We start from the raw sequence: 18,350 nt of genomic DNA, 5'->3' as shown, positions 1-18,350 counted from the left end.
GCTCTGTACATCATCCGGATTCAACTCATTGATGTCGAAATCTGCGGGCATCGGAACATTATCCACCACAATCAAAGGCGACAAAGACCCACTCAACGAAGGAACACCGCGCACCTCCAAACGGGCAGGACTTCCCGGAGCCCCGTCTCCGCTAAGGACACTCAAACCGGCTACTTGTCCCTGCATCATGTGGGCAATGTTGGTCGCCGTACTTTCTTCAATGATTTTGGAATCGAAACGAGCGACAGAACCCGTCAGATCTTTTTTCGTCGTACTACCATACCCGATAACGATCACTTCATCCAAATCACTCTGTTCTTCTTCCATAACGACATTGAACACAGTTCTATCACCGACAGGCAGATCCACGGTTTTCATTCCCACGAAAGAAAACTGAAGTACAGCTTTACTATCAACACCGTCGATGGCAAATTTACCGTCGATGTCGGTAGCTGCACCGATTGTCGTACCTTTCATCAGTACTGTCACGCCAGGAAGCGGATCTCCTTTTTTATCCTTGACCGTACCTGTAACTTTTTTCAAATCGGATTGTTGCGCAGTAATAACAACATTCTTTCCATTCGATTTCAATACGGAACTACCTCGGGTAGTAAAATTATTCGCCCATACACCCGAAGCCGAAGTTACCAAGCCCAAAAACACGCAGCTTAGTATCCCCAAATGCTTGCATATTGTCTTCATATAGCACATAGAATAATAAAAGTTTGATTAAAGTTTACATAATTAACTTATACAGCCTGTTTATTTTTATAGTCTCCAAAAATATTAATAATATATCAAAGCACAAATATTTTGCAAATATTTACAGGGCAATCGCATCAAAATCTATACGCCTCAATTATTTTTCTGAGAAAGGGAGGATTTGAGGCCGCTGCATATAGTCTTTTCTTCAAGCTTCGTTTGTCGTTTACGGATTTGAGCATTTGAAAATAGCCCGTCCGTCCTCTCCAACAGGGCGGGAATAGCCTTGATTTCGTTTTCCTTATCACCTATACGGTCTTGAGCCGACACGAACCCGTTTTTACATACTCGGGCGTTCAGCAGGTAAAGTCCTTTGAGGCACTTTTGACAACAAAAGGATATGCAGTATCTTTAAAGATTTTAACGTATTTCCCGGACTTTACCACTGAAAAAGTTCGGGAAACGTAATTTACTCATCGCATTCAGATATACACAGAATCATTCCAAATAATAGAATACAGAAAAAAATCTGTATAAAATATATCATATTTGATTTTAAATTTTATAAATTTGACATGCTAGATCGAATTAGTTTAATTTTAAACAAAACCATATACTTATGAAGAAGCTTATTTCAGTGGAAGAGGCGGTAGCAAAGGTAAAAGATGGGATGACGGTTATGATTGGCGGGTTTCTTTCTAACGGGACACCTAACGCAATCGTTAACGCTTTGGCTCAATCGGAAGTGAAAAATCTGATTCTCATCGTGAACGACACCGCCTATCCGGATAAAGGATGCGGACAGTTGATCGCTAACAAGCAGGTGAAGAAAGTGATCGTGTCGCATATCGGTACGAATCCATGTACGAGTGAACAAATGAACAGTGGTGAACTGGAGATCGAATTCAGTCCGCAGGGTACTTTAGCCGAACGGATCCGTTCCGGTGGTGCCGGTTTGGGGGGAGTATTGACTCCGACAGGTATCGGAACCCTGGTAGCAGAAGGTAAACAAGTACTGAATATCGACGGTAAAGATTATTTGCTGGAAAAACCGTTGCGGGCGGATGTGGCTTTGATCGGTGCTAGTGTAGGGGATGAGTCCGGAAATTTAGTCTATAAAGGTACGACTCAGAATTTCAATCCACTGATGGCGACGGCTGCCGATTTGGTTATTGCGGAAGTGCAGGAGTTGGTAGAAACCGGAGAGCTGTATCCCGAGCTGATAAAGACCCCCGGAATATTCGTGGACTTTTTGGTGAAGGGGTAGGGGAGAGAAGGTAAAAAAGGAGAACGGAGAAAGGGAGAAGGGGGAAAGTAAAAAAAACGAAGGGATGGGTGTAGATCTGTTCCGGTTAATTTAAAGATATGGAAAAATCAATGATAAGACTTCGGATGAGCGCTAAAGATGCTCATTATGGCGGAAATTTGGTGGATGGAGCTCATATGGTGCATTTATTCGGCGATGTTGCGACCGAACTACTGATTATGCATGACGGAGATGAAGGTCTTTTTGTGGCCTATGACAATGTGGAGTTTTTGGCTCCGGTATATGCCGGCGACTATATCGAAGCTGTCGGTGAAATCGTGAAAGTAGGAAATACTTCCCGCAAAATGGTTTTCGAAGCCCGTAAGGTGGTCGCTGCCCGTCCGGATATTTCAGCTTCGGCTGCGGATGTCCTGGCTGAACCGATTGTGGTTTGCCGGGCCAGTGGAACCTGTGTGGTGAAAAAAGAGGATCAGCGGAAAGGATAGTGTAAGTTAATAGTCTTGATAATTATGGAAAAATTGATTATAACAGCTGCGATCTGCGGGGCAGAGGTAACGAAAGAACAAAATCCCGCCGTTCCTTATACTGTAGAAGAAATCGTCAGAGAAGCAAAATCTGCTGTAGATGCAGGTGCTGCTATCGTTCATCTTCACGTACGTGAAGACGACGGTACGCCGACTCAGAGCAAAGCACGTTTCAAAACGTGTATAGACGCTATATATGAAGTATGCCCGGATGTGATTCTGATCCCTTCGACCGGAGGGGCTGTAGGAATGACAGCGGAAGAACGTCTGCAGCCGACCGAACTTTTCCCGGAAATGGCTACCCTGGATTGTGGCACCTGTAATTTCGGAGATGAGGTATTTGAAAATACCATGCCTATGATGAGGGATTTCGGTAAAAGAATGCTGGAAAACCAGATCAAACCGGAATACGAATGTTTCGAGATGGGACATCTCGAAACCGTATTGAATATGGCAAAGAAAGGTCAGGTACCGGGAGCTCCCATGCAGTTTAATTTTGTACTCGGTGTCCCCGGGTGTACGCCTGCAACAGTTCCTAATCTTTGCTGGCTTGTAAATGCTATTCCGGCAGGTTCTACCTGGACTGCAACCGGTATCGGACGCCATGCCTTTACTTTGGCTGCTCCTGCTATCGCTATGGGAGGAAATGTCAGAGTGGGGTTCGAAGATAATCTGTATCTCGAAAAAGGGGTGTTGGCAAAATCCAATGGCGAGTTGGTAGCTAAGGTCGTTCGTATCGCTAAGGAATTGGGACGCGAAATCGCTACCTCGGCCGAAGCACGGAAGATATTGAATTTGAAAGCTAAAGGCTGAAAAGTATAGGCTATAAGTCAAAAGGTATAAAGTGAAAAAATTAAAGTAAATATTAAAAAATAAAACGTTATGAAAAAAGGAAATAAATACGGAACGCATAGAGTAATTTCACCGAAAGGAGTATTGCCACAACCAGCTGACAAACTGGATAACAATATGGACGAAATCTATGATAACGAGATTTTGATCGATGTGCAAACTCTGAATATCGATTCGGCTAGTTTTACTCAGATTGAAGAACAAGCCGGAGGGGATAAAGCTAAAATTGCCGAGATCATGCTGGGAATTGTAGAGAAACAAGGAAAACACCGTAATCCGGTGACCGGTTCCGGTGGTATGTTACTGGGAACGGTGGAAAAAATCGGAGATGCTTTAGTTGGAAAGACCGATCTGAAAGTGGGAGATAAAATCGCAACTTTGGTGTCTTTGTCGCTGACTCCGCTTCGTATCGATAAAATTAAAGAAATCCGGGCAGATGTCGACCAGGTGGATATCGATGGTAAAGCTATTTTGTTTGAAAGTGGTATTTATGCGAAGATTCCGGCAGATCTGCCTGAGAAGTTGGCTTTGTCGGCTCTCGATGTAGCCGGTGCTCCGGCTCAGACTGCTAAATTGGTGAAACCGGGAGATACGGTATTGATTATCGGTGCCGGTGGTAAATCGGGTATGTTGTGTTGCTATGAAGCAAAGAAACGTGCTGGTGTTACCGGTAAAGTAATCGGTTTGTGCCATAGCCAGAGAAGTACCGAACGGCTTCAGAAATTAGGCTTCTGTGATTATGTATTCTCGGCCGATGCAACTCAGCCGGTTCCGGTTATGGAGAAAATTGCCGAACTGACGAATGGTGAAATGTGTGATATTACGATCAATAATGTGAATATTACGGATACTGAGATGACCAGCATCTTGTGTACTAAAAATGACGGATTGGTCTATTTCTTCTCTATGGCGACCAGTTTTACGAAGGCTGCTTTGGGAGCGGAAGGTGTCGGCAGCGATGTGACTATGATCGTTGGAAATGGGTATACCAAAGGACATGCTGAGATTACACTGCAGGAACTTCGTGAAAGCGAGGCATTACGGAAGATATTTACAGAGTTGTATGCCTGAATGGTCGGGATTTTATAATCCCGACGAATTAAAAATATGTTTTTATGGCTAGCAGAAGAAAAGAGTTTTTCCCTGAAGTAACCGATGAACAATGGAACGATTGGCATTGGCAGGTGAAGAACAGGATTGAAACTTTGGATCAGCTGAAGAAATACATCCGGCTGACACCAGATGAGGAAGAGGGTATCCGTGAGTCGCTGAAGACATTACGGATGGCGATCACACCTTATTATCTGAGTCTGATCGATCCCGATAATCCTTATTGTCCGATCCGTAAACAATCGGTGCCGACCATTGAAGAATTGCATCGGTCACCGGCTGATCTGGAAGATCCCTTGCATGAAGACGGTGATTCACCCGTACCGGGACTGACCCACCGTTATCCTGACCGGGTGTTGTTCCTGATCACCGATATGTGTTCGATGTATTGCCGGCATTGTACCCGGCGCCGCTTTGCCGGACATCACGATTGTGCCACTCCATTGGAAAGAATCGATAAATGTATCGAATATATCGCTAATACTCCCCAGGTGAGAGATGTCCTCCTATCGGGAGGGGATGCCTTATTGGTCAGTGACGAACGATTGGAATATATCATCAAACGGCTGCGTGAAATCCCTCATGTCGAGATTATCCGTATCGGGTCGAGAACACCGGTGGTGTTACCCCAGCGCATTACGCCGGAATTGGTAAATATGCTTCGGAAATATCATCCGATTTGGCTGAATACTCATTTCAACCATCCGAACGAAATTACCGAAGAGTCGGCGGCTGCTTGTGCCCGGCTGGCCGATGCGGGTATACCTCTGGGAAATCAGTCTGTCCTGCTCCGCGGGATCAACGATTGTACACATGTCATGAAAAAATTGGTGCACGAGTTGGTCAAGATCCGGGTACGTCCCTATTACATCTATATCTGTGATCTTTCTGTGGGTATCGGTCATTTCCGTACCCCTGTATCGAAGGGAATCGAGATTATCGAGAACCTGCGGGGACATACTTCCGGTTATGCCGTGCCTACTTTCGTCGTGGATGCTCCCGGTGGAGGCGGAAAAATTCCGGTGATGCCGACCTATCTGATTTCTCAGGGCCCCAATCGGGTGGTGTTGCGTAATTTTGAAGGCGTAGTGACTACGTATACCGAACCGACGGATTACAGAGACGAATGCCACTGTGAAGAGTGTGAGAAGCGCCGTAAAACAGAAGGAGTGGCTGAGTTGCTGAGCGGAGAACGTTTGTCTCTCGAACCGGCGAATCTGGATCGTAAGACACGTAATCTATTGGCGAAAGGATAAATTATTTGTGATTTTGGATTTACCGTTTCATTCGATTGAAAGGATAAATCCGGAATCATAAATGAAAATGCTGAACAGATGGGTTTTGTTGATGACATATCCGATTACAGGAGTCTGGCAATTGTCGGATTGGAGAAAAATACAGGGAAAACAGAATGCCTGAATTACATCCTTCGCAGGATAAAAGATTCGGCAGATCGGTTCGCTCTGACTTCGATCGGAATTGACGGAGAAAACCGGGATCAGGTATGTCAAACCCCGAAACCCGAGATTATCGTGCCGGAAGGAATGATATTCGTTACTTCGGAGAAACATTACCGGGAGAGGAGGTTGGTGGCTGAAATCATGGAAATCGATGATCATCGGACTGCTTTGGGACGGTTGGTTATCGCCAGGGCTAAAACTTCGGGAAAAGTATTGCTTTCAGGGCCTGCGGATACTGCCGGGTTGAAAAGTCTGATCCGGCATATGAAAGATTTCGGGATACAAACGACCTTGGTCGACGGGGCTTTGTCCCGTTTAAGCCTGGCGTCTCCCACCGTTACGGAGGCGATGGTCTTAGCGACGGGGGCTGCTGTTTCCGGGAATATTCGGGAATTGGTGAGACGTACCCGTTATGTTTGTGATTTGATCGATCTGGAAGAGGTGGACGAAGTTTTACAAGAGAGGTTGGATGCTATTCAACAAGGTGTATGGGCGGTCGGGCCGGAGGGAGAATGTATCGATCTGAAATTGCCTTCTGTGTTTATGCTGGAGAAAAGTGGAACCGATCTGCTGCAATATGGGCATCGGATCTTTATTGCCGGTGCTGTGAGTGATAAAGTATTTCAGTTTTTACGCGTACAGAAACAGACCGTAGAATTGATCGTCCGTGATTTTACCCGTGTTTTTGCCGCACCTGAGTCTTTTTATGCCTTTTTACGTAAGGGCGGAAGAGTACAGGTGCTTCATCGTAGCCGGCTTTTGGCCGTTACGATCAATCCTCAGTCTCCGGGAGGATTACTTTTGGATTCGTTGCGTTTGCAGCAAGCATTGGAAGAAAGCTTGCAAATTCCGGTGTATGATGTGAAAAAAATAGAAAAAGTCGGTAAAAACCGTTGAGGATATGATTTTAAGGGAAGCGATAAGACAAGTCAGGGGATTCCGTTATATGATCGAACAATTGGATATCTGTTCGGCTGTAGGCCGGAGGGTATTGTATGATCTGCCCTGGCTCGATTCGAAATCTCGGTTGGAGGCCGAATTTGAACGTATTCAAAAGATCATGGTACTTTTTGAACAACCTGAAAATGAATCCCGGCTGGAACGTTTGACTGGTAAGCTGATGCAGGTGAGAGATATCCGGGGGACGATCGGGCGGATGGCGATGGAGCAAGTGTTGGATGATCTTGAATTGTTCGAATTGAAAACTTTTGCTTTGTGCTCGGAAGAAATCAGGGAACTTGTCGAAGAATGGCGGATTGTTTTACTCCCGGAACTGGAGCCGGTTGTACGTTTGTTGGATCCGGAAGGGAATCGGATTCCTCATTTTTATATTTATGATACTTATTCGGCTGAGCTGGCCAGGCTGAGAGCTGAAATAAAACAAAAGAGCCTTCAAGGGGCAGAAGAACGGGAATTAGAAGCGTTGTATGTACAAAGTGTGGTTTTGGAAGACAAGGTACGCGAAGAGTTGTCTGTGCAGTTGAGACCTTATCACGACGATTTGAAACAGGCTTTGGAAGCGGTCGGATTGCTGGATGTCGTATTGGCAAAAGCCAGACAAGCAATAAGAGGACAATTGACTTTGCCGCAAATTCCGGAAGAGGGGGAAATGGTGTTCGAAGGTCTTTTCCATCCTCAGATCCGGGAGATTTTAGAACAGGAAGGAAGAGCGTTTCAGGCTGTAGATTTGAAATTGGAAAAGGGAACGACGGTGATTACCGGAGCCAATATGGCCGGAAAGACAGTGTTGTTGAAAAGTGTGCAATTGGCGCAATACCTGATGCAGTTCGGTTTTTATGTACCTGCCCGGCGGGCGGGTATGCCGCTCGTGGAACAAGTCTTGACCAGTATCGGGGATGATCAGGATGAATTGAACGGTCTCTCTTCTTATGCGGCTGAGATGTTGCGGGTGGATGAAATGATCCGGCAAGTCAGGCAGCGAAGTAAAATTTTGGTGCTGATAGACGAATTGGCCCGGACGACCAATCCCGTCGAGGGACGGGCAATTGTGAATGGGGTAGTGGATTTTTTGACTACTCACCGGGTGATGGCTATGGTTACTACCCATTATAGCGGAATAACGGCCGAATGCCGTAAATTGAGAGTGCGGGGATTTGTAGAGAATCGGGTTGAAGGGAATATGACCCTGAAAAATATCAATGAGTTTATTGATTATTCACTCGAAGAAGACAGCGGAGAAGAAGTTCCCCAGGAGGCGATGCGTATTGCCTGGATGCTGGGGATCGACCGTGGAGTGTTGGAACGGGTGGAAAATTATTTGCAGGAAGAACATCCTGATTGGAAAAAGACAGTACAGTAGAAAGAAAATATATATGAAAAGTAAATTAGGAATAGATTTTGATAAAGTCGGACATGCCCGTGAAATGGCCCGTAAGATTGCTGACCAGGTGCAGGATTTTGTGGATGGCTATACGACAGTGGCTGTCGAAAGGACATTGTGTCGTTTGCTGGGTATCGACGGAGTGGATGTTCATGCTGTCCCTCTGCCGAATATTTTGGTAGACGAGCTGAAAGAAAAGAACGTGTTGGGAGAAGGAATTTTATTCTTTCTGGGTAATGTAATGGTGGAAACCGGAATGACTCCGCAGGAAATAGCCGAACAAGTGGCTGCCGGGAAAGTAGATGTCACCCGGGTACCGGTATGTACTCCCGGCCAGCGGGAAAAAGCGTTACAACCCTATATCGAGGCCAGTATCCGTCGGATTTCCGACAACCGGAAACGGCGTGAGAATTATATCGCAACGATCGGAGAGGGAGCAAAGCCTTATCTTTATGTCATTGTCGCTACCGGTAATATTTACGAAGACGTGGTACAGGCACAGGCGGCTGCCCGGCAAGGGGCGGATGTCATTGCTGTGATCCGTACAACGGGGCAAAGTTTGTTGGACTATGTACCCTATGGGGCTACGACAGAAGGATTCGGCGGAACTTTTGCCACCCAGGAAAATTTTCGGATTATGCGGAAAGCTTTGGATGAGGTAGGAGAAGAAGTCGGTCGTTATATTCGGCTGTGTAATTATTGTTCCGGTTTATGTATGCCGGAGATTGCTGTGATGGGAGCTTTGGAAGGGCTGGATGTGATGTTGAACGATGCATTGTATGGAATTTTATTCCGGGATATCAATATGCAGCGGACGTTGGTCGACCAGTTTATGTCGCGGGTGATCAACGGCTTTGCCGGAGTGATAATCAACACAGGCGAAGATAACTACCTGACTACTGCCGACGCTGTCGAAGAAGCACATACTGTTTTGGCTTCCGATCTGATCAATGAACAATTGGCTTTATTGGCCGGGCTGCCGGAAGAACAAATGGGCCTGGGACATGCTTTTGAAATGGATCCCATGCTGGAAAACGGCTTTTTGTACGAATTGGCTCAGGCCCAGATGACCCGGGAAATTTTTCCGAAGGCTACTTTGAAATATATGCCTCCGACGAAATTTATGACCGGAAATATTTTCCGCGGACATATTCAGGATGCTCTTTTCAATATGATCGGAATCTGGACTTCACAAGGTATTCAACTGTTGGGAATGCCGACCGAAGCCATACATACTCCATTTATGTCGGATCGTTATCTGTCGATCGAGAATGCCCGTTATATTTTTAATAATATGAAAAATATCGGAGATGAAGTGGTCTTTAAAGAAAACGGGATTATACAAAACAGGGCGAAAGAAGTGTTGGATAAAGCTACCGTTCTCTTGGAAAAGATTGAACGGGAAGGACTTTTTACAGCCTTGGAAAAAGGAATTTTTGCCGATATCAAGCGTCCCAAAAACGGAGGAAAAGGATTGGACGGCGTTTGTCCCAAGGGAAAGAACTATAGCAATCCTTTTGTAGAGATCATGATGAACAGATAACAAAAATCGTAAATCAAATAAAGATTATGAGCGGAGGTTTATATTCAACAGAAGGGAGAGATTTCGATCAAACCCTCGATCTGAAAAAGATAAAACCCTACGGGGATACGATGAACGACGGAAAGACACAGCTGAGTTTCACTTTACCTGTACCTGCCGGAGATGAAGCGATAGAGGCTGCTAAACAGTTGATGAAAAAAATGGGATTTGAAAATCCTCAGGTGGTGTTTCATCAGGAACTGACGAAAGGATATACTTTTTTTAATTGTTATGGAAATTGTGTACACACGGTAGATTATAGCAATATCTATGTGCCGAAAGTGGAATCGACCAAGTGGGATATGGGAGAGACCGATCAGTTTGTCCGGGAACATATCGGTCGGAAAATTGTGGTGATCGGAGCTAGTACCGGAACAGATGCCCATACGGTGGGAATCGACGCTATTATGAATATGAAAGGTTTTGCCGGACATTATGGTTTGGAGCGGTATGAAATGTTCGAAGCCTTGAATATGGGTAGCCAGGTGACCAACGAGGAATTTATCGCTAAGGCTATCGAGTTGAAAGCCGATGCTTTATTGGTTTCGCAGACCGTGACTCAGAAAGATATTCATATTAAAAATCTGACGGAACTCGTGGAGATGTTGGAAGCCGAAGGATTACGGGACAAAGTGATCCTGGCTTGTGGTGGTCCCCGGATTTCACACGAGTTGGCGAAAGAATTGGGGTACGATGCCGGCTTCGGGATGAATACCTATGCCGACGATGTCGCCTCGTTTATTGCGCAGGAATTGGATCGAAGAATGAATCATTGAAAATATACAAGCTATGGAAAAAGAACAAATCAGGGAAGTGATTGCCAGGAGAGTGGCAATGGAACTCCACGATGGAGACGTGGTGAATCTGGGTATCGGTTTGCCGACTTTAGTACCGAATTATCTGCCTGAAGGTGTCGAGGTCATCTTACAAACGGAGAATGGATTGATCGGTATGGGGCCGACTCCTGCTCCGGGAGAAGAAGATCCGGACTTGATCAATGCCGGCGGTGGAGCGATAACGGCTCTGCCCGGAGCGGCCAGCTTCGATAGTGCTACTTCGTTCGGTATTATCCGGGGCGGACACGTAGATGTCAGTATCCTGGGGGCCTTGCAAGTAGATGAAAAAGGAGATTTAGCCAACTGGATGATACCGGGGAAAAAAACACCGGGAATGGGAGGAGCGATGGACCTGCTGATGGGAGCCGGTAAGGTGATCCTGGCCATGGAACATACGGCAAAAGGAAATCCGAAAATCCTGAAAAAATGTACTTTACCTTTGACAGCCAAGGGGCAGGTGAATATGATCGTTACAGAAATGGGAGTTATGGAGATCACACCCGGGGGAATTGTACTGAAAGAGATACATCCTGAGTTTACGGTAGAACAGGTGCAGGCAGCTACAGAAGCAACTCTGATCGTTGCCCCGGATTTAAAAAAGATGTGCTGAACGACGAAAGCGTATTGAAGGAAATTGTGATGGAGTAAACTATAAATTAAAAAAGGTATGGATTTTTCATTATCAAAAAAAGAGATATTGTTTCAGCAGATGATCAGAGCATTTGCTGAGAAAGAAGTAAAACCGCTGGCGGCAGAAGTGGACGAAGAAGAGAGATTCCCTGTCGAAACGGTAGAAAAAATGGCGAAACTGGGGATTATGGGTATCCCTTTCCCGGTGGAATATGGCGGAGCCGGTGGTGATAACGTATTGTATTCTATGGCTGTAGAGGAATTGTCCCGGGTATGTGCAACGACCGGGGTTATTGTTTCTGCCCATACCTCTTTGTGTGCTTCTCCGATCTATGAATTCGGAAATGAAGAACAACGGAAAAAATATTTACCCAAATTATGTTCGGGAGAATGGATCGGAGCTTTTGGTCTGACCGAACCGAATGCAGGTACCGATGCCTCTGCCCAGCAGACAATGGCTGTTGCTGAAGAGGATCATTATGTGCTCAACGGGTCCAAAATATTTATTACGAATGCAGCTTATGCACACGTTTACATTGTTATGGCGATGACCGATAAGTCGCAGGGTACACGAGGAATCTCTGCTTTTATCGTTGAACGGGATTTTCCGGGATTTTCCATCGGTAAAAAAGAGAAAAAGATGGGGATCCGGGGATCCGCAACCTGTGAGTTGATTTTTGAAAATTGTATTGTACCTAAAGGAAATATGCTGGGTAAACCGGGTGAAGGATTTAAAATTGCGATGAAGACGCTCGATGGCGGACGTATGGGAATTGCTTCACAGGCCTTGGGAATTGCTCAGGGAGCCATGGATGAGACAATAAAATATGTGAAAGAACGGAAACAGTTCGGACGCTCTATCGGACAATTTCAGAATACCCAATTTCAGTTGGCCGATTTAAATGCCAAGATCGAAGCTGCCCGTTTGTTGGTGCGGACGGCTGCCTGGAAGAAAGACAGGAAAATCCCTTACTCTGTCGATTCGGCACGGGCTAAGTTATTTGCTGCTGAAACAGCGATGGAAGTGACGACAAAAGCCGTACAGTTCCACGGGGGGTATGGATATACCCGTGAGTATCCGGTCGAACGGATGATGAGAGATGCCAAGATTACGGAGATTTATGAGGGAACCTCTGAAGTACAGCGGATGGTGATTGCTGCTGCTCTATTGAAATAATAATGTTTTCCGCATTGAACTTATAAAAAGAGAATACATGAAAATAGTAGTTTGTATAAAACAAGTACCTGATACGACAGAGATCAAACTCGATCCGGTAACAGGAACAATGATACGGGATGGTGTACCTAGCATTATGAATCCCGACGATAAAGGAGGATTGGAAATGGCTTTGGCCTTGAAAGATAAATATGGTGCGCAGGTAACCGTTATTACGATGGGACCGCCTCAGGCCGACGATATTTTGCGTGAAGCTTTTGCCATGGGAGCCGACCGGGCGATTCATTTGAGCGACCGTAAGTTTGCCGGTGCAGATACATTGGCTACGTCGAATGCTATTGCCGGTGCTTTACGGATGCTGGATTTCGACCTGGTCATTACCGGCCGGCAGGCGATCGATGGAGATACGGCGCAGGTAGGACCTCAGATTGCCGAGCATCTCGATTTGCCACAAGTGACGTATGTCGAGCATCTGGAATTCGATGGTGACAAGTTGTTTACAATCCGTAAATCTACCGAAGAAGGATATCAAACCGTACAGGTGGAATCTCCCTGTGTCGTTACTGTTCTGGCTACGGCAAACAAAGCGCGCTATATGTCTGTGCGGGGAATCGTAGAGGCATACGATCGGGAAGTGGAAATCTGGAATTTTAATAATATCAGTGTGGATGAAGCTAAATTGGGATTGAACGGTTCGCCGACGCGGGTATGGAAGTCTTTTACCAAAGGAGCTAAAGCAGCCGGAAAAGTTTTCGAAGTGGAACCGGCCGAAGCTGTAGATGTTATTATCGAAAAATTGAAAGAGAAATTTATTATTTAATACATGATTTTAGAGGAAAACCGGGAATAATCCGGTGAAATCTAAAGTTTAAAATCTGATGAAGATGGATAAATCTCAATATAAAGACGTTTATGTATTCGTAGAGCAACGGGAAGGAGTTATTCAGAAAGTTGCCATCGAATTATTGGGGAAAGCCCGGGAGTTGGCCGATAGCCTGAATGAAAAAGTGGTGGCGATGTTGTTGGGTTATGAAGTGGCGGGTCAGGCACAGGAATTGATCGCTTATGGGGCCGATGTCGTATTGTGTGCTGACGAACGGGAGCTGGTACAATATAATACCGAGCCTTACGCTCAGGCGATTACACAGATTGTACATGAGCGTAAACCCAGTATCGTACTGATTGGAGCGACGACGATCGGCCGGGATTTGGGCCCTCGTTTATCCGCCCGTTTAGAGACCGGGTTGACAGCCGATTGTACGGGCCTCGCTATCTCGGATGAACGGGATTTGCTGATGACCCGTCCTGCATTCGGAGGAAATCTGATGGCGACGATTATTTGTAAAGAACACCGGCCGCAAATGTCGACCGTACGTCCGGGAGTGATGCGCACGAAACCGAAAGATGAACAACGTGCCGGAACGGTAGAGAAGGTGAATATTCATTTCGATAAGTCGAAATTTAAAGTGCGGATTCTCGAGACGGTGAAAGAACAAAAGAACCGTATCGATATAACAGAAGCGAAGATTCTTGTATCCGGAGGCCGTGGTGTAGGTAATACGGAGGGATTTGAGATGCTCGGAAAATTAGCGGAAACGCTGAATGCCGAGGTTTCTTCTTCACGTGCCATGGTGGATGCCGGGGTTATGCCTCATGACCGTCAGGTTGGCCAAACCGGGAAAACCGTTCGTCCCGATCTGTATTTCGCTATGGGTATTTCCGGAGCTATTCAGCATTTGGCCGGAATGGAGGAATCGGAATTTATCGTTGCCGTGAACAAGGATAAATATGCTCCGATTTTTAACGTTGCCGACCTGGGAATTGTCGGGGATGTGAAACAGATCGTTCCGTTGCTGACCGAGAGGTTGGCAAACATCCGGAAAACTGACAAATAAAAGCCCGGACATGGAGTATCAAAAATTAATGCTGGAAAAACAAGATCGTGTTTGTCTGGTAAAGATCAATCATCCGGAGGCATTGAATGCCTTGAATACGGTGATCTTGCAGGAATTGGACCGGGCATTCGATGAAATTGCAGCCGATCCGGAAACCGATGTGGTTATTCTGACAGGCGAAGGACGTTCGTTTGTTGCGGGAGCCGATATTGCTGAAATGAGTGTGATGAAGGCCGAAGAAGGCCGGCGTTTCGGTGAGTTAGGGGCTGCTGTTTTCCGGAAAATCGAACTGATGGCTAAGCCGGTTATTGCTGCCGTGAATGGATTTGCTTTAGGAGGAGGATGTGAACTGGCGATGGCTTGTGATATCCGTATCGCCTCGGCTAAGGCGAAGTTCGGTCAGCCGGAAGTGGGACTTGGGATCACGCCGGGATTTTCCGGTACCCAGCGTTTACCGCGTTTAGTCGGATTAGGTAAAGCCAAAGAGTTGATTTATACGGCTGCGGTTATCCATGCCGAGGAAGCTTGCCGGATCGGACTGGTGAACAAAGTGGTGGAATCGGAAGAATTGATGAATGAGTGTATGGCTATGGCAAAGACTATTGCTGCTAAAGCGCCATTGGCGGTTCGTTATGCCAAAGAAGCTATCAACCGGGGAGTGGAAACGGATATGGATACCGGTATCGTCATCGAAAACGGTTTGTTCGGGTTGTGTTTCGCAACGACCGACCAGAAGGAAGGCATGGAAGCTTTTTTATGGAAACGTAAACCCGAATTTGAAGGGAATTAAAATCTTTGTAATTTAAATTTATCGATTATGAAAATATGCATTGTTGGAACAGGGACTATGGGACATGGTATTGCCCAGGTATTTGCCCAGGCCGGACATGAGGTATTGTTAAAAGGCCGTTCTGAAGCTTCTTTGGCAAAAGCCCACAAAGCTATGGATAAAAATCTTTCCAGAATGGTGGAAAAAGGTAAATTGGAAGCCGGGGTTAAAGATCAGGTATTGGCCAGGATTAAAGATTCGATGAAATATGAGGATTGTGCCGATGCTGATTTGGTGATCGAGGCGATAGCTGAAGATATGGCTACCAAGCATGAGATATTCAAATTGTTGGACGGAATTTGTAAACCGGAAGCGATATTGGCAACCAATACTTCTTCGCTTTCTATAACGGAAGTGGCCGCTGTGACTAACCGTCCGGAAAAGGTGATCGGTATGCATTTCTTCAATCCTGTTCCGGCTATGAAACTGGTGGAAGTGATCAAAGGCCGGCTGACTTCGGCAGAGGTGCATGATCAGGTATTTGCTTTATCGCAGGAAATCGGGAAAGTGCCCGTCAGTGTCGAGGAAGCTCCTGGATTTATAGTCAACCGGATTCTGATCCCTCTGGTGAACGAAGGCATCGGTATATTAGCTGACGGAGTGGCGAAAAAAGAGGAAATCGATGCCGCGATGAAATTAGGGGCTAACCATCCTATGGGACCATTGGAACTGGGTGATTTGATCGGATTGGATGTTTGTCTGGCTATTATGGAAGTGTTGTACCGGGAATTCGGTGACTCTAAATACCGGCCTCATCCTTTGTTGCGGAAAATGGTTCGCGCTAACTTATTGGGACGGAAGACCGGAGTCGGGTTTTATGACTATCGGAAATAATGAGGAGAGTCTTCTTTACCGGGATACGATGCTGGGGAATATTTCCCCAGCATTTTTACTTTTTCCCCACTTTCTACAAGCTGCGATTCTTAATCTGTTGTATGTAATATATTGATAATTAGTATATTTTGTTGATTTTGTGCTTGTGGCATCGGATTTGTCCTGTTTAAGGACAGAATCTAACTCTAAAAAATAATAGTATGAAAAAGATCGTCATTTTAGGAATCGGAGCTTCTATGTTCTTCTTGGGTAGTTGCGTAGAGAGTTCTCAGAAATATAAGTCTTTACAAGCCCGTCTGGATTCTTTGAGTACAGTACATATTATGCAGAATTCCGAAATGGAGAGTATGCTGGCCGATTTGAACGATATTTCTGCCGGAATGCAATCGTTGCGGGATGCCGAACGTTTATTGACTTTGGAAACAATTAATGAAAATAAAGCCAATAGTAAATCCAAACAGCAATTGAATCAGCTGAAAAAAGACGTACAGGCTATTACCGAGGCGATCGCTTCTTATAAAGAACAGATTTCCAAACTCGAAGGTAAGAATAAAAGCCAGTCGGCCGAGTTTAAAAGATTGATTGCCGGCTTAAATGCGGAATTGGATCAACGTACACAGAAACTGAATGAAATTACTAAACAATTGGCTGAGAAGAATCAGCAATTGGCAGTGAAGACCGAGGAAGTCGCTAATCTGACCGAGAATGTGGAAGCTTTGGATAAAGCCAATAAAAGTCAGCAAATGACGATCAATGAACAGGATATGGCGATTCATCAGGGACACTATTTGATTGGAAACCGCAAAGAGCTGAAAGAAGCTGAGGTAATTTCCAGACAAGGGATTTTCTGTCCGCCGATCGTATCGTCACAAGCACAAAAAGCCAACTTTACCGATTTGGATATCCGTGAGATGAAGGTGATCCCGTTGAATAGTAAAAAAGCGAAATTACTTTCTGTCCATCCGGCTGATTCCTATACTTTGGAGACCGGTGAAGATGGTAATATGACCCTGAAAATCAATGATGAAAATAATTTTTGGAAACAAACTAAATACCTGGTTGTGATGATTGGATAAAAGCGGGAATAATTTTAACTGAGAGAGGCATACCCAAAAAGTATGTCTCTTTTCTTTTTTTTCACAACGATTATTCTTGTCGGGAGAGAAAATAATGAAAAAAAACTAGCCGAAGATCATCAGGATTTTTAAAAGAGTATCCGATGAGAAAATCGCTTTCAATTTGTCGATACTTTTGTATTTCAGTGTTTTAACACTGCTTACTGAGATGTTCATTTCCTGTGCTATTTGCTGATTGTCGAGGCCTTGAAAAGCGAGCTGCATGACTTGTTTACTACGGGGAGGAAGTTTTTCTATTTCTGCGAGAATCTGCATGGCGACGTCTGCTTCTACAATGACATTGAAGATATTGACCTCTTTCAGAGGATGGTTGTTTAGATATTTAGCTTGCAGCTTGCGGGTTCGCAGCCATTCAAGTGAAAGGTTATGAACCAGCATATACATATAATTATCGATATTCTCAATATTTTTGTTTTTTCCTTGTAATTCCCAGAGGCGTGCAAAAGCTTCCTGTACAATATCTTGGGCAGCTGTTTTATCGCAAAGGAAACGGTTGGCTGCGAAACACAAAGAAACATACAAACGGTTCACTAAGCTTTCGAACTTGGTTGCAGCTGTATTTCCCGTTTGATATGTTGTGTTTTTATCCATTTTTATAACATCTTTTTAAGGAATTGCTCTACAAATTTAAAAAAAAATTATAATTCCGTTCATCCTTTTCGTTACTGAGTTAGTCTTTAATATGAATTAAGAGAGGAAAAATGTAGTAAAATAGATTCAGATGAACAGAGAGAGTTTAAATATATTGTTAAAAAAAGCCTATTATCAACAGCTTTCTGAGGAAGAGAGGAAAACTTTGAAGTTGTGGTTGGGGGAGTCGGGAGAAAATACAGAGATGTATAAACGGTTGATGTCGGGACAGAGCTTGACGGAATATTCGGATTGGGTGACTGGATTCGACCTTTCCCGGGCGATGGAAGCTATCCGGAGTAAGGTGAAACGGAACAGGCAAAGGAGAATCCGGAAATCAGTAAGTTGGGTGGCTGCCTGTGTAATACTCTGTCTGGGCATAACTTTCGTTTTTTATTTCACTTCAATGGATTCAGAACAGGTATTGACAGAACAAATGGCTGCTCAGATACAGCCTGGCTCAGCAAAGGCGATATTGACTTTAGGGGATGGACGGCAAGTGGCTTTGGATAAAAAACCCATTGAATTGCTTGTCAATAAACAAC

Annotated in this window: 19 protein-coding genes; 17 read left to right on the top strand and 2 right to left on the bottom strand. The window is 45.0% G+C overall.

Annotated features, from left to right (window positions below):
- On the bottom strand, positions 1-702 hold a 702-nt coding region (locus WS34_RS11835), incomplete at its 3' end, for a carboxypeptidase-like regulatory domain-containing protein (protein ID WP_046405036.1).
- Between the two features lie 619 nt (positions 703-1,321).
- Here WS34_RS11835 and WS34_RS11830 point away from each other — a divergent pair.
- The 16 genes from WS34_RS11830 to WS34_RS11755 all read left to right on the top strand — a co-directional run bounded on the left by WS34_RS11830 (position 1,322) and on the right by WS34_RS11755 (position 17,115).
- Positions 1,322-1,969: a CoA transferase subunit A gene (locus tag WS34_RS11830; RefSeq protein ID WP_046405035.1), complete on the top strand. Its 648-nt coding sequence runs from the start codon at positions 1,322-1,324 to the stop codon at positions 1,967-1,969.
- 98 nt (positions 1,970-2,067) lie between these two features.
- Positions 2,068-2,454, top strand: coding sequence for a 3-aminobutyryl-CoA ammonia lyase (kal, locus tag WS34_RS11825; RefSeq protein ID WP_041556993.1), 387 nt, complete (start codon positions 2,068-2,070; stop codon positions 2,452-2,454).
- Positions 2,455-2,478: 24 nt separating this feature from the next.
- Complete coding sequence (gene kce, locus WS34_RS11820) at positions 2,479-3,306, top strand: 3-keto-5-aminohexanoate cleavage enzyme (RefSeq protein ID WP_022161168.1); 828 nt, start codon at positions 2,479-2,481, stop codon at positions 3,304-3,306.
- 69 nt (positions 3,307-3,375) lie between these two features.
- On the top strand, positions 3,376-4,416 hold the full coding sequence (kdd, locus tag WS34_RS11815; protein WP_022161167.1) for an L-erythro-3,5-diaminohexanoate dehydrogenase: 1,041 nt from the start codon (positions 3,376-3,378) through the stop codon (positions 4,414-4,416).
- Positions 4,417-4,460: 44 nt separating this feature from the next.
- Entirely contained in the window at positions 4,461-5,711 is a 1,251-nt protein-coding gene (gene kamA / locus WS34_RS11810; RefSeq protein ID WP_046405033.1) for a lysine 2,3-aminomutase, read from the top strand.
- Between the two features lie 78 nt (positions 5,712-5,789).
- Positions 5,790-6,812: a lysine 5,6-aminomutase reactivase subunit KamB gene (gene kamB / locus WS34_RS11805; protein WP_286693745.1), complete on the top strand. Its 1,023-nt coding sequence runs from the start codon at positions 5,790-5,792 to the stop codon at positions 6,810-6,812.
- Positions 6,813-6,816: 4 nt separating this feature from the next.
- Positions 6,817-8,235, top strand: coding sequence for a lysine 5,6-aminomutase reactivase ATPase KamC (gene kamC, locus WS34_RS11800; RefSeq protein ID WP_046405030.1), 1,419 nt, complete (start codon positions 6,817-6,819; stop codon positions 8,233-8,235).
- Between the two features lie 13 nt (positions 8,236-8,248).
- The gene (gene kamD / locus WS34_RS11795; protein ID WP_046405028.1) at positions 8,249-9,799 is read left to right on the top strand and encodes a lysine 5,6-aminomutase subunit alpha; all 1,551 of its coding nucleotides are present in this window, start codon (positions 8,249-8,251) and stop codon (positions 9,797-9,799) included.
- Positions 9,800-9,825: 26 nt separating this feature from the next.
- Positions 9,826-10,614, top strand: a complete 789-nt coding sequence (kamE, locus tag WS34_RS11790; protein ID WP_022161165.1) for a lysine 5,6-aminomutase subunit beta — start codon at positions 9,826-9,828, stop codon at positions 10,612-10,614.
- 13 nt (positions 10,615-10,627) lie between these two features.
- Positions 10,628-11,284, top strand: coding sequence for a 3-oxoacid CoA-transferase subunit B (locus tag WS34_RS11785; RefSeq protein ID WP_013613325.1), 657 nt, complete (start codon positions 10,628-10,630; stop codon positions 11,282-11,284).
- A gap of 57 nt (positions 11,285-11,341) precedes the next feature.
- On the top strand, positions 11,342-12,481 hold the full coding sequence (locus WS34_RS11780; RefSeq protein WP_013613326.1) for an acyl-CoA dehydrogenase: 1,140 nt from the start codon (positions 11,342-11,344) through the stop codon (positions 12,479-12,481).
- A gap of 37 nt (positions 12,482-12,518) precedes the next feature.
- On the top strand, positions 12,519-13,301 hold the full coding sequence (locus WS34_RS11775) for an electron transfer flavoprotein subunit beta/FixA family protein (protein ID WP_046405024.1): 783 nt from the start codon (positions 12,519-12,521) through the stop codon (positions 13,299-13,301).
- 64 nt (positions 13,302-13,365) lie between these two features.
- On the top strand, positions 13,366-14,376 hold the full coding sequence (locus WS34_RS11770) for an electron transfer flavoprotein subunit alpha/FixB family protein (protein WP_022161164.1): 1,011 nt from the start codon (positions 13,366-13,368) through the stop codon (positions 14,374-14,376).
- A 10-nt stretch (positions 14,377-14,386) separates the two neighbouring features.
- Positions 14,387-15,166, top strand: coding sequence for a short-chain-enoyl-CoA hydratase (locus WS34_RS11765; RefSeq protein WP_022161163.1), 780 nt, complete (start codon positions 14,387-14,389; stop codon positions 15,164-15,166).
- A gap of 27 nt (positions 15,167-15,193) precedes the next feature.
- A complete protein-coding gene (locus tag WS34_RS11760) occupies positions 15,194-16,039 on the top strand; it encodes a 3-hydroxybutyryl-CoA dehydrogenase (protein ID WP_022161162.1) in 846 nt (281 codons plus the stop codon).
- A gap of 200 nt (positions 16,040-16,239) precedes the next feature.
- On the top strand, positions 16,240-17,115 hold the full coding sequence (locus tag WS34_RS11755) for a Cbp1 family collagen-binding glycoprotein adhesin (RefSeq protein WP_022161161.1): 876 nt from the start codon (positions 16,240-16,242) through the stop codon (positions 17,113-17,115).
- Between the two features lie 105 nt (positions 17,116-17,220).
- Here WS34_RS11755 and WS34_RS11750 read toward each other — a convergent pair whose 3' ends face one another.
- Complete coding sequence (locus WS34_RS11750; RefSeq protein WP_046405021.1) at positions 17,221-17,766, bottom strand: RNA polymerase sigma factor; 546 nt, start codon at positions 17,764-17,766, stop codon at positions 17,221-17,223.
- A gap of 130 nt (positions 17,767-17,896) precedes the next feature.
- Between WS34_RS11750 and WS34_RS11745 the strand changes: the two genes are divergently transcribed.
- Positions 17,897-18,350: hypothetical protein (locus tag WS34_RS11745; protein ID WP_046405019.1), on the top strand; the 454-nt coding region annotated here is incomplete at its 3' end.

The organism is Odoribacter sp. N15.MGS-14, assembly GCF_000980245.1.
GTDB classification, from domain to species: Bacteria; Bacteroidota; Bacteroidia; order Bacteroidales; family Marinifilaceae; genus Odoribacter; species Odoribacter splanchnicus.
This window is presented reverse-complemented; position numbering and strand designations above follow the sequence as displayed.

Coding starts and splice junctions, on each gene's coding strand:
- WS34_RS11830 (WP_046405035.1), top strand. CDS start 1,322: ATGAAGAAGCTTATTTCAGTGGAAGAGGCGGTAGCAAAGGTAAAAGAT.
- kal (WP_041556993.1), top strand. CDS start 2,068: ATGGAAAAATCAATGATAAGACTTCGGATGAGCGCTAAAGATGCTCAT.
- kce (WP_022161168.1), top strand. CDS start 2,479: ATGGAAAAATTGATTATAACAGCTGCGATCTGCGGGGCAGAGGTAACG.
- kdd (WP_022161167.1), top strand. CDS start 3,376: ATGAAAAAAGGAAATAAATACGGAACGCATAGAGTAATTTCACCGAAA.
- kamA (WP_046405033.1), top strand. CDS start 4,461: ATGGCTAGCAGAAGAAAAGAGTTTTTCCCTGAAGTAACCGATGAACAA.
- kamB (WP_286693745.1), top strand. CDS start 5,790: ATGGGTTTTGTTGATGACATATCCGATTACAGGAGTCTGGCAATTGTC.
- kamC (WP_046405030.1), top strand. CDS start 6,817: ATGATTTTAAGGGAAGCGATAAGACAAGTCAGGGGATTCCGTTATATG.
- kamD (WP_046405028.1), top strand. CDS start 8,249: ATGAAAAGTAAATTAGGAATAGATTTTGATAAAGTCGGACATGCCCGT.
- kamE (WP_022161165.1), top strand. CDS start 9,826: ATGAGCGGAGGTTTATATTCAACAGAAGGGAGAGATTTCGATCAAACC.
- WS34_RS11785 (WP_013613325.1), top strand. CDS start 10,628: ATGGAAAAAGAACAAATCAGGGAAGTGATTGCCAGGAGAGTGGCAATG.
- WS34_RS11780 (WP_013613326.1), top strand. CDS start 11,342: ATGGATTTTTCATTATCAAAAAAAGAGATATTGTTTCAGCAGATGATC.
- WS34_RS11775 (WP_046405024.1), top strand. CDS start 12,519: ATGAAAATAGTAGTTTGTATAAAACAAGTACCTGATACGACAGAGATC.
- WS34_RS11770 (WP_022161164.1), top strand. CDS start 13,366: ATGGATAAATCTCAATATAAAGACGTTTATGTATTCGTAGAGCAACGG.
- WS34_RS11765 (WP_022161163.1), top strand. CDS start 14,387: ATGGAGTATCAAAAATTAATGCTGGAAAAACAAGATCGTGTTTGTCTG.
- WS34_RS11760 (WP_022161162.1), top strand. CDS start 15,194: ATGAAAATATGCATTGTTGGAACAGGGACTATGGGACATGGTATTGCC.
- WS34_RS11755 (WP_022161161.1), top strand. CDS start 16,240: ATGAAAAAGATCGTCATTTTAGGAATCGGAGCTTCTATGTTCTTCTTG.
- WS34_RS11750 (WP_046405021.1), bottom strand. CDS start 17,766: ATGGATAAAAACACAACATATCAAACGGGAAATACAGCTGCAACCAAG.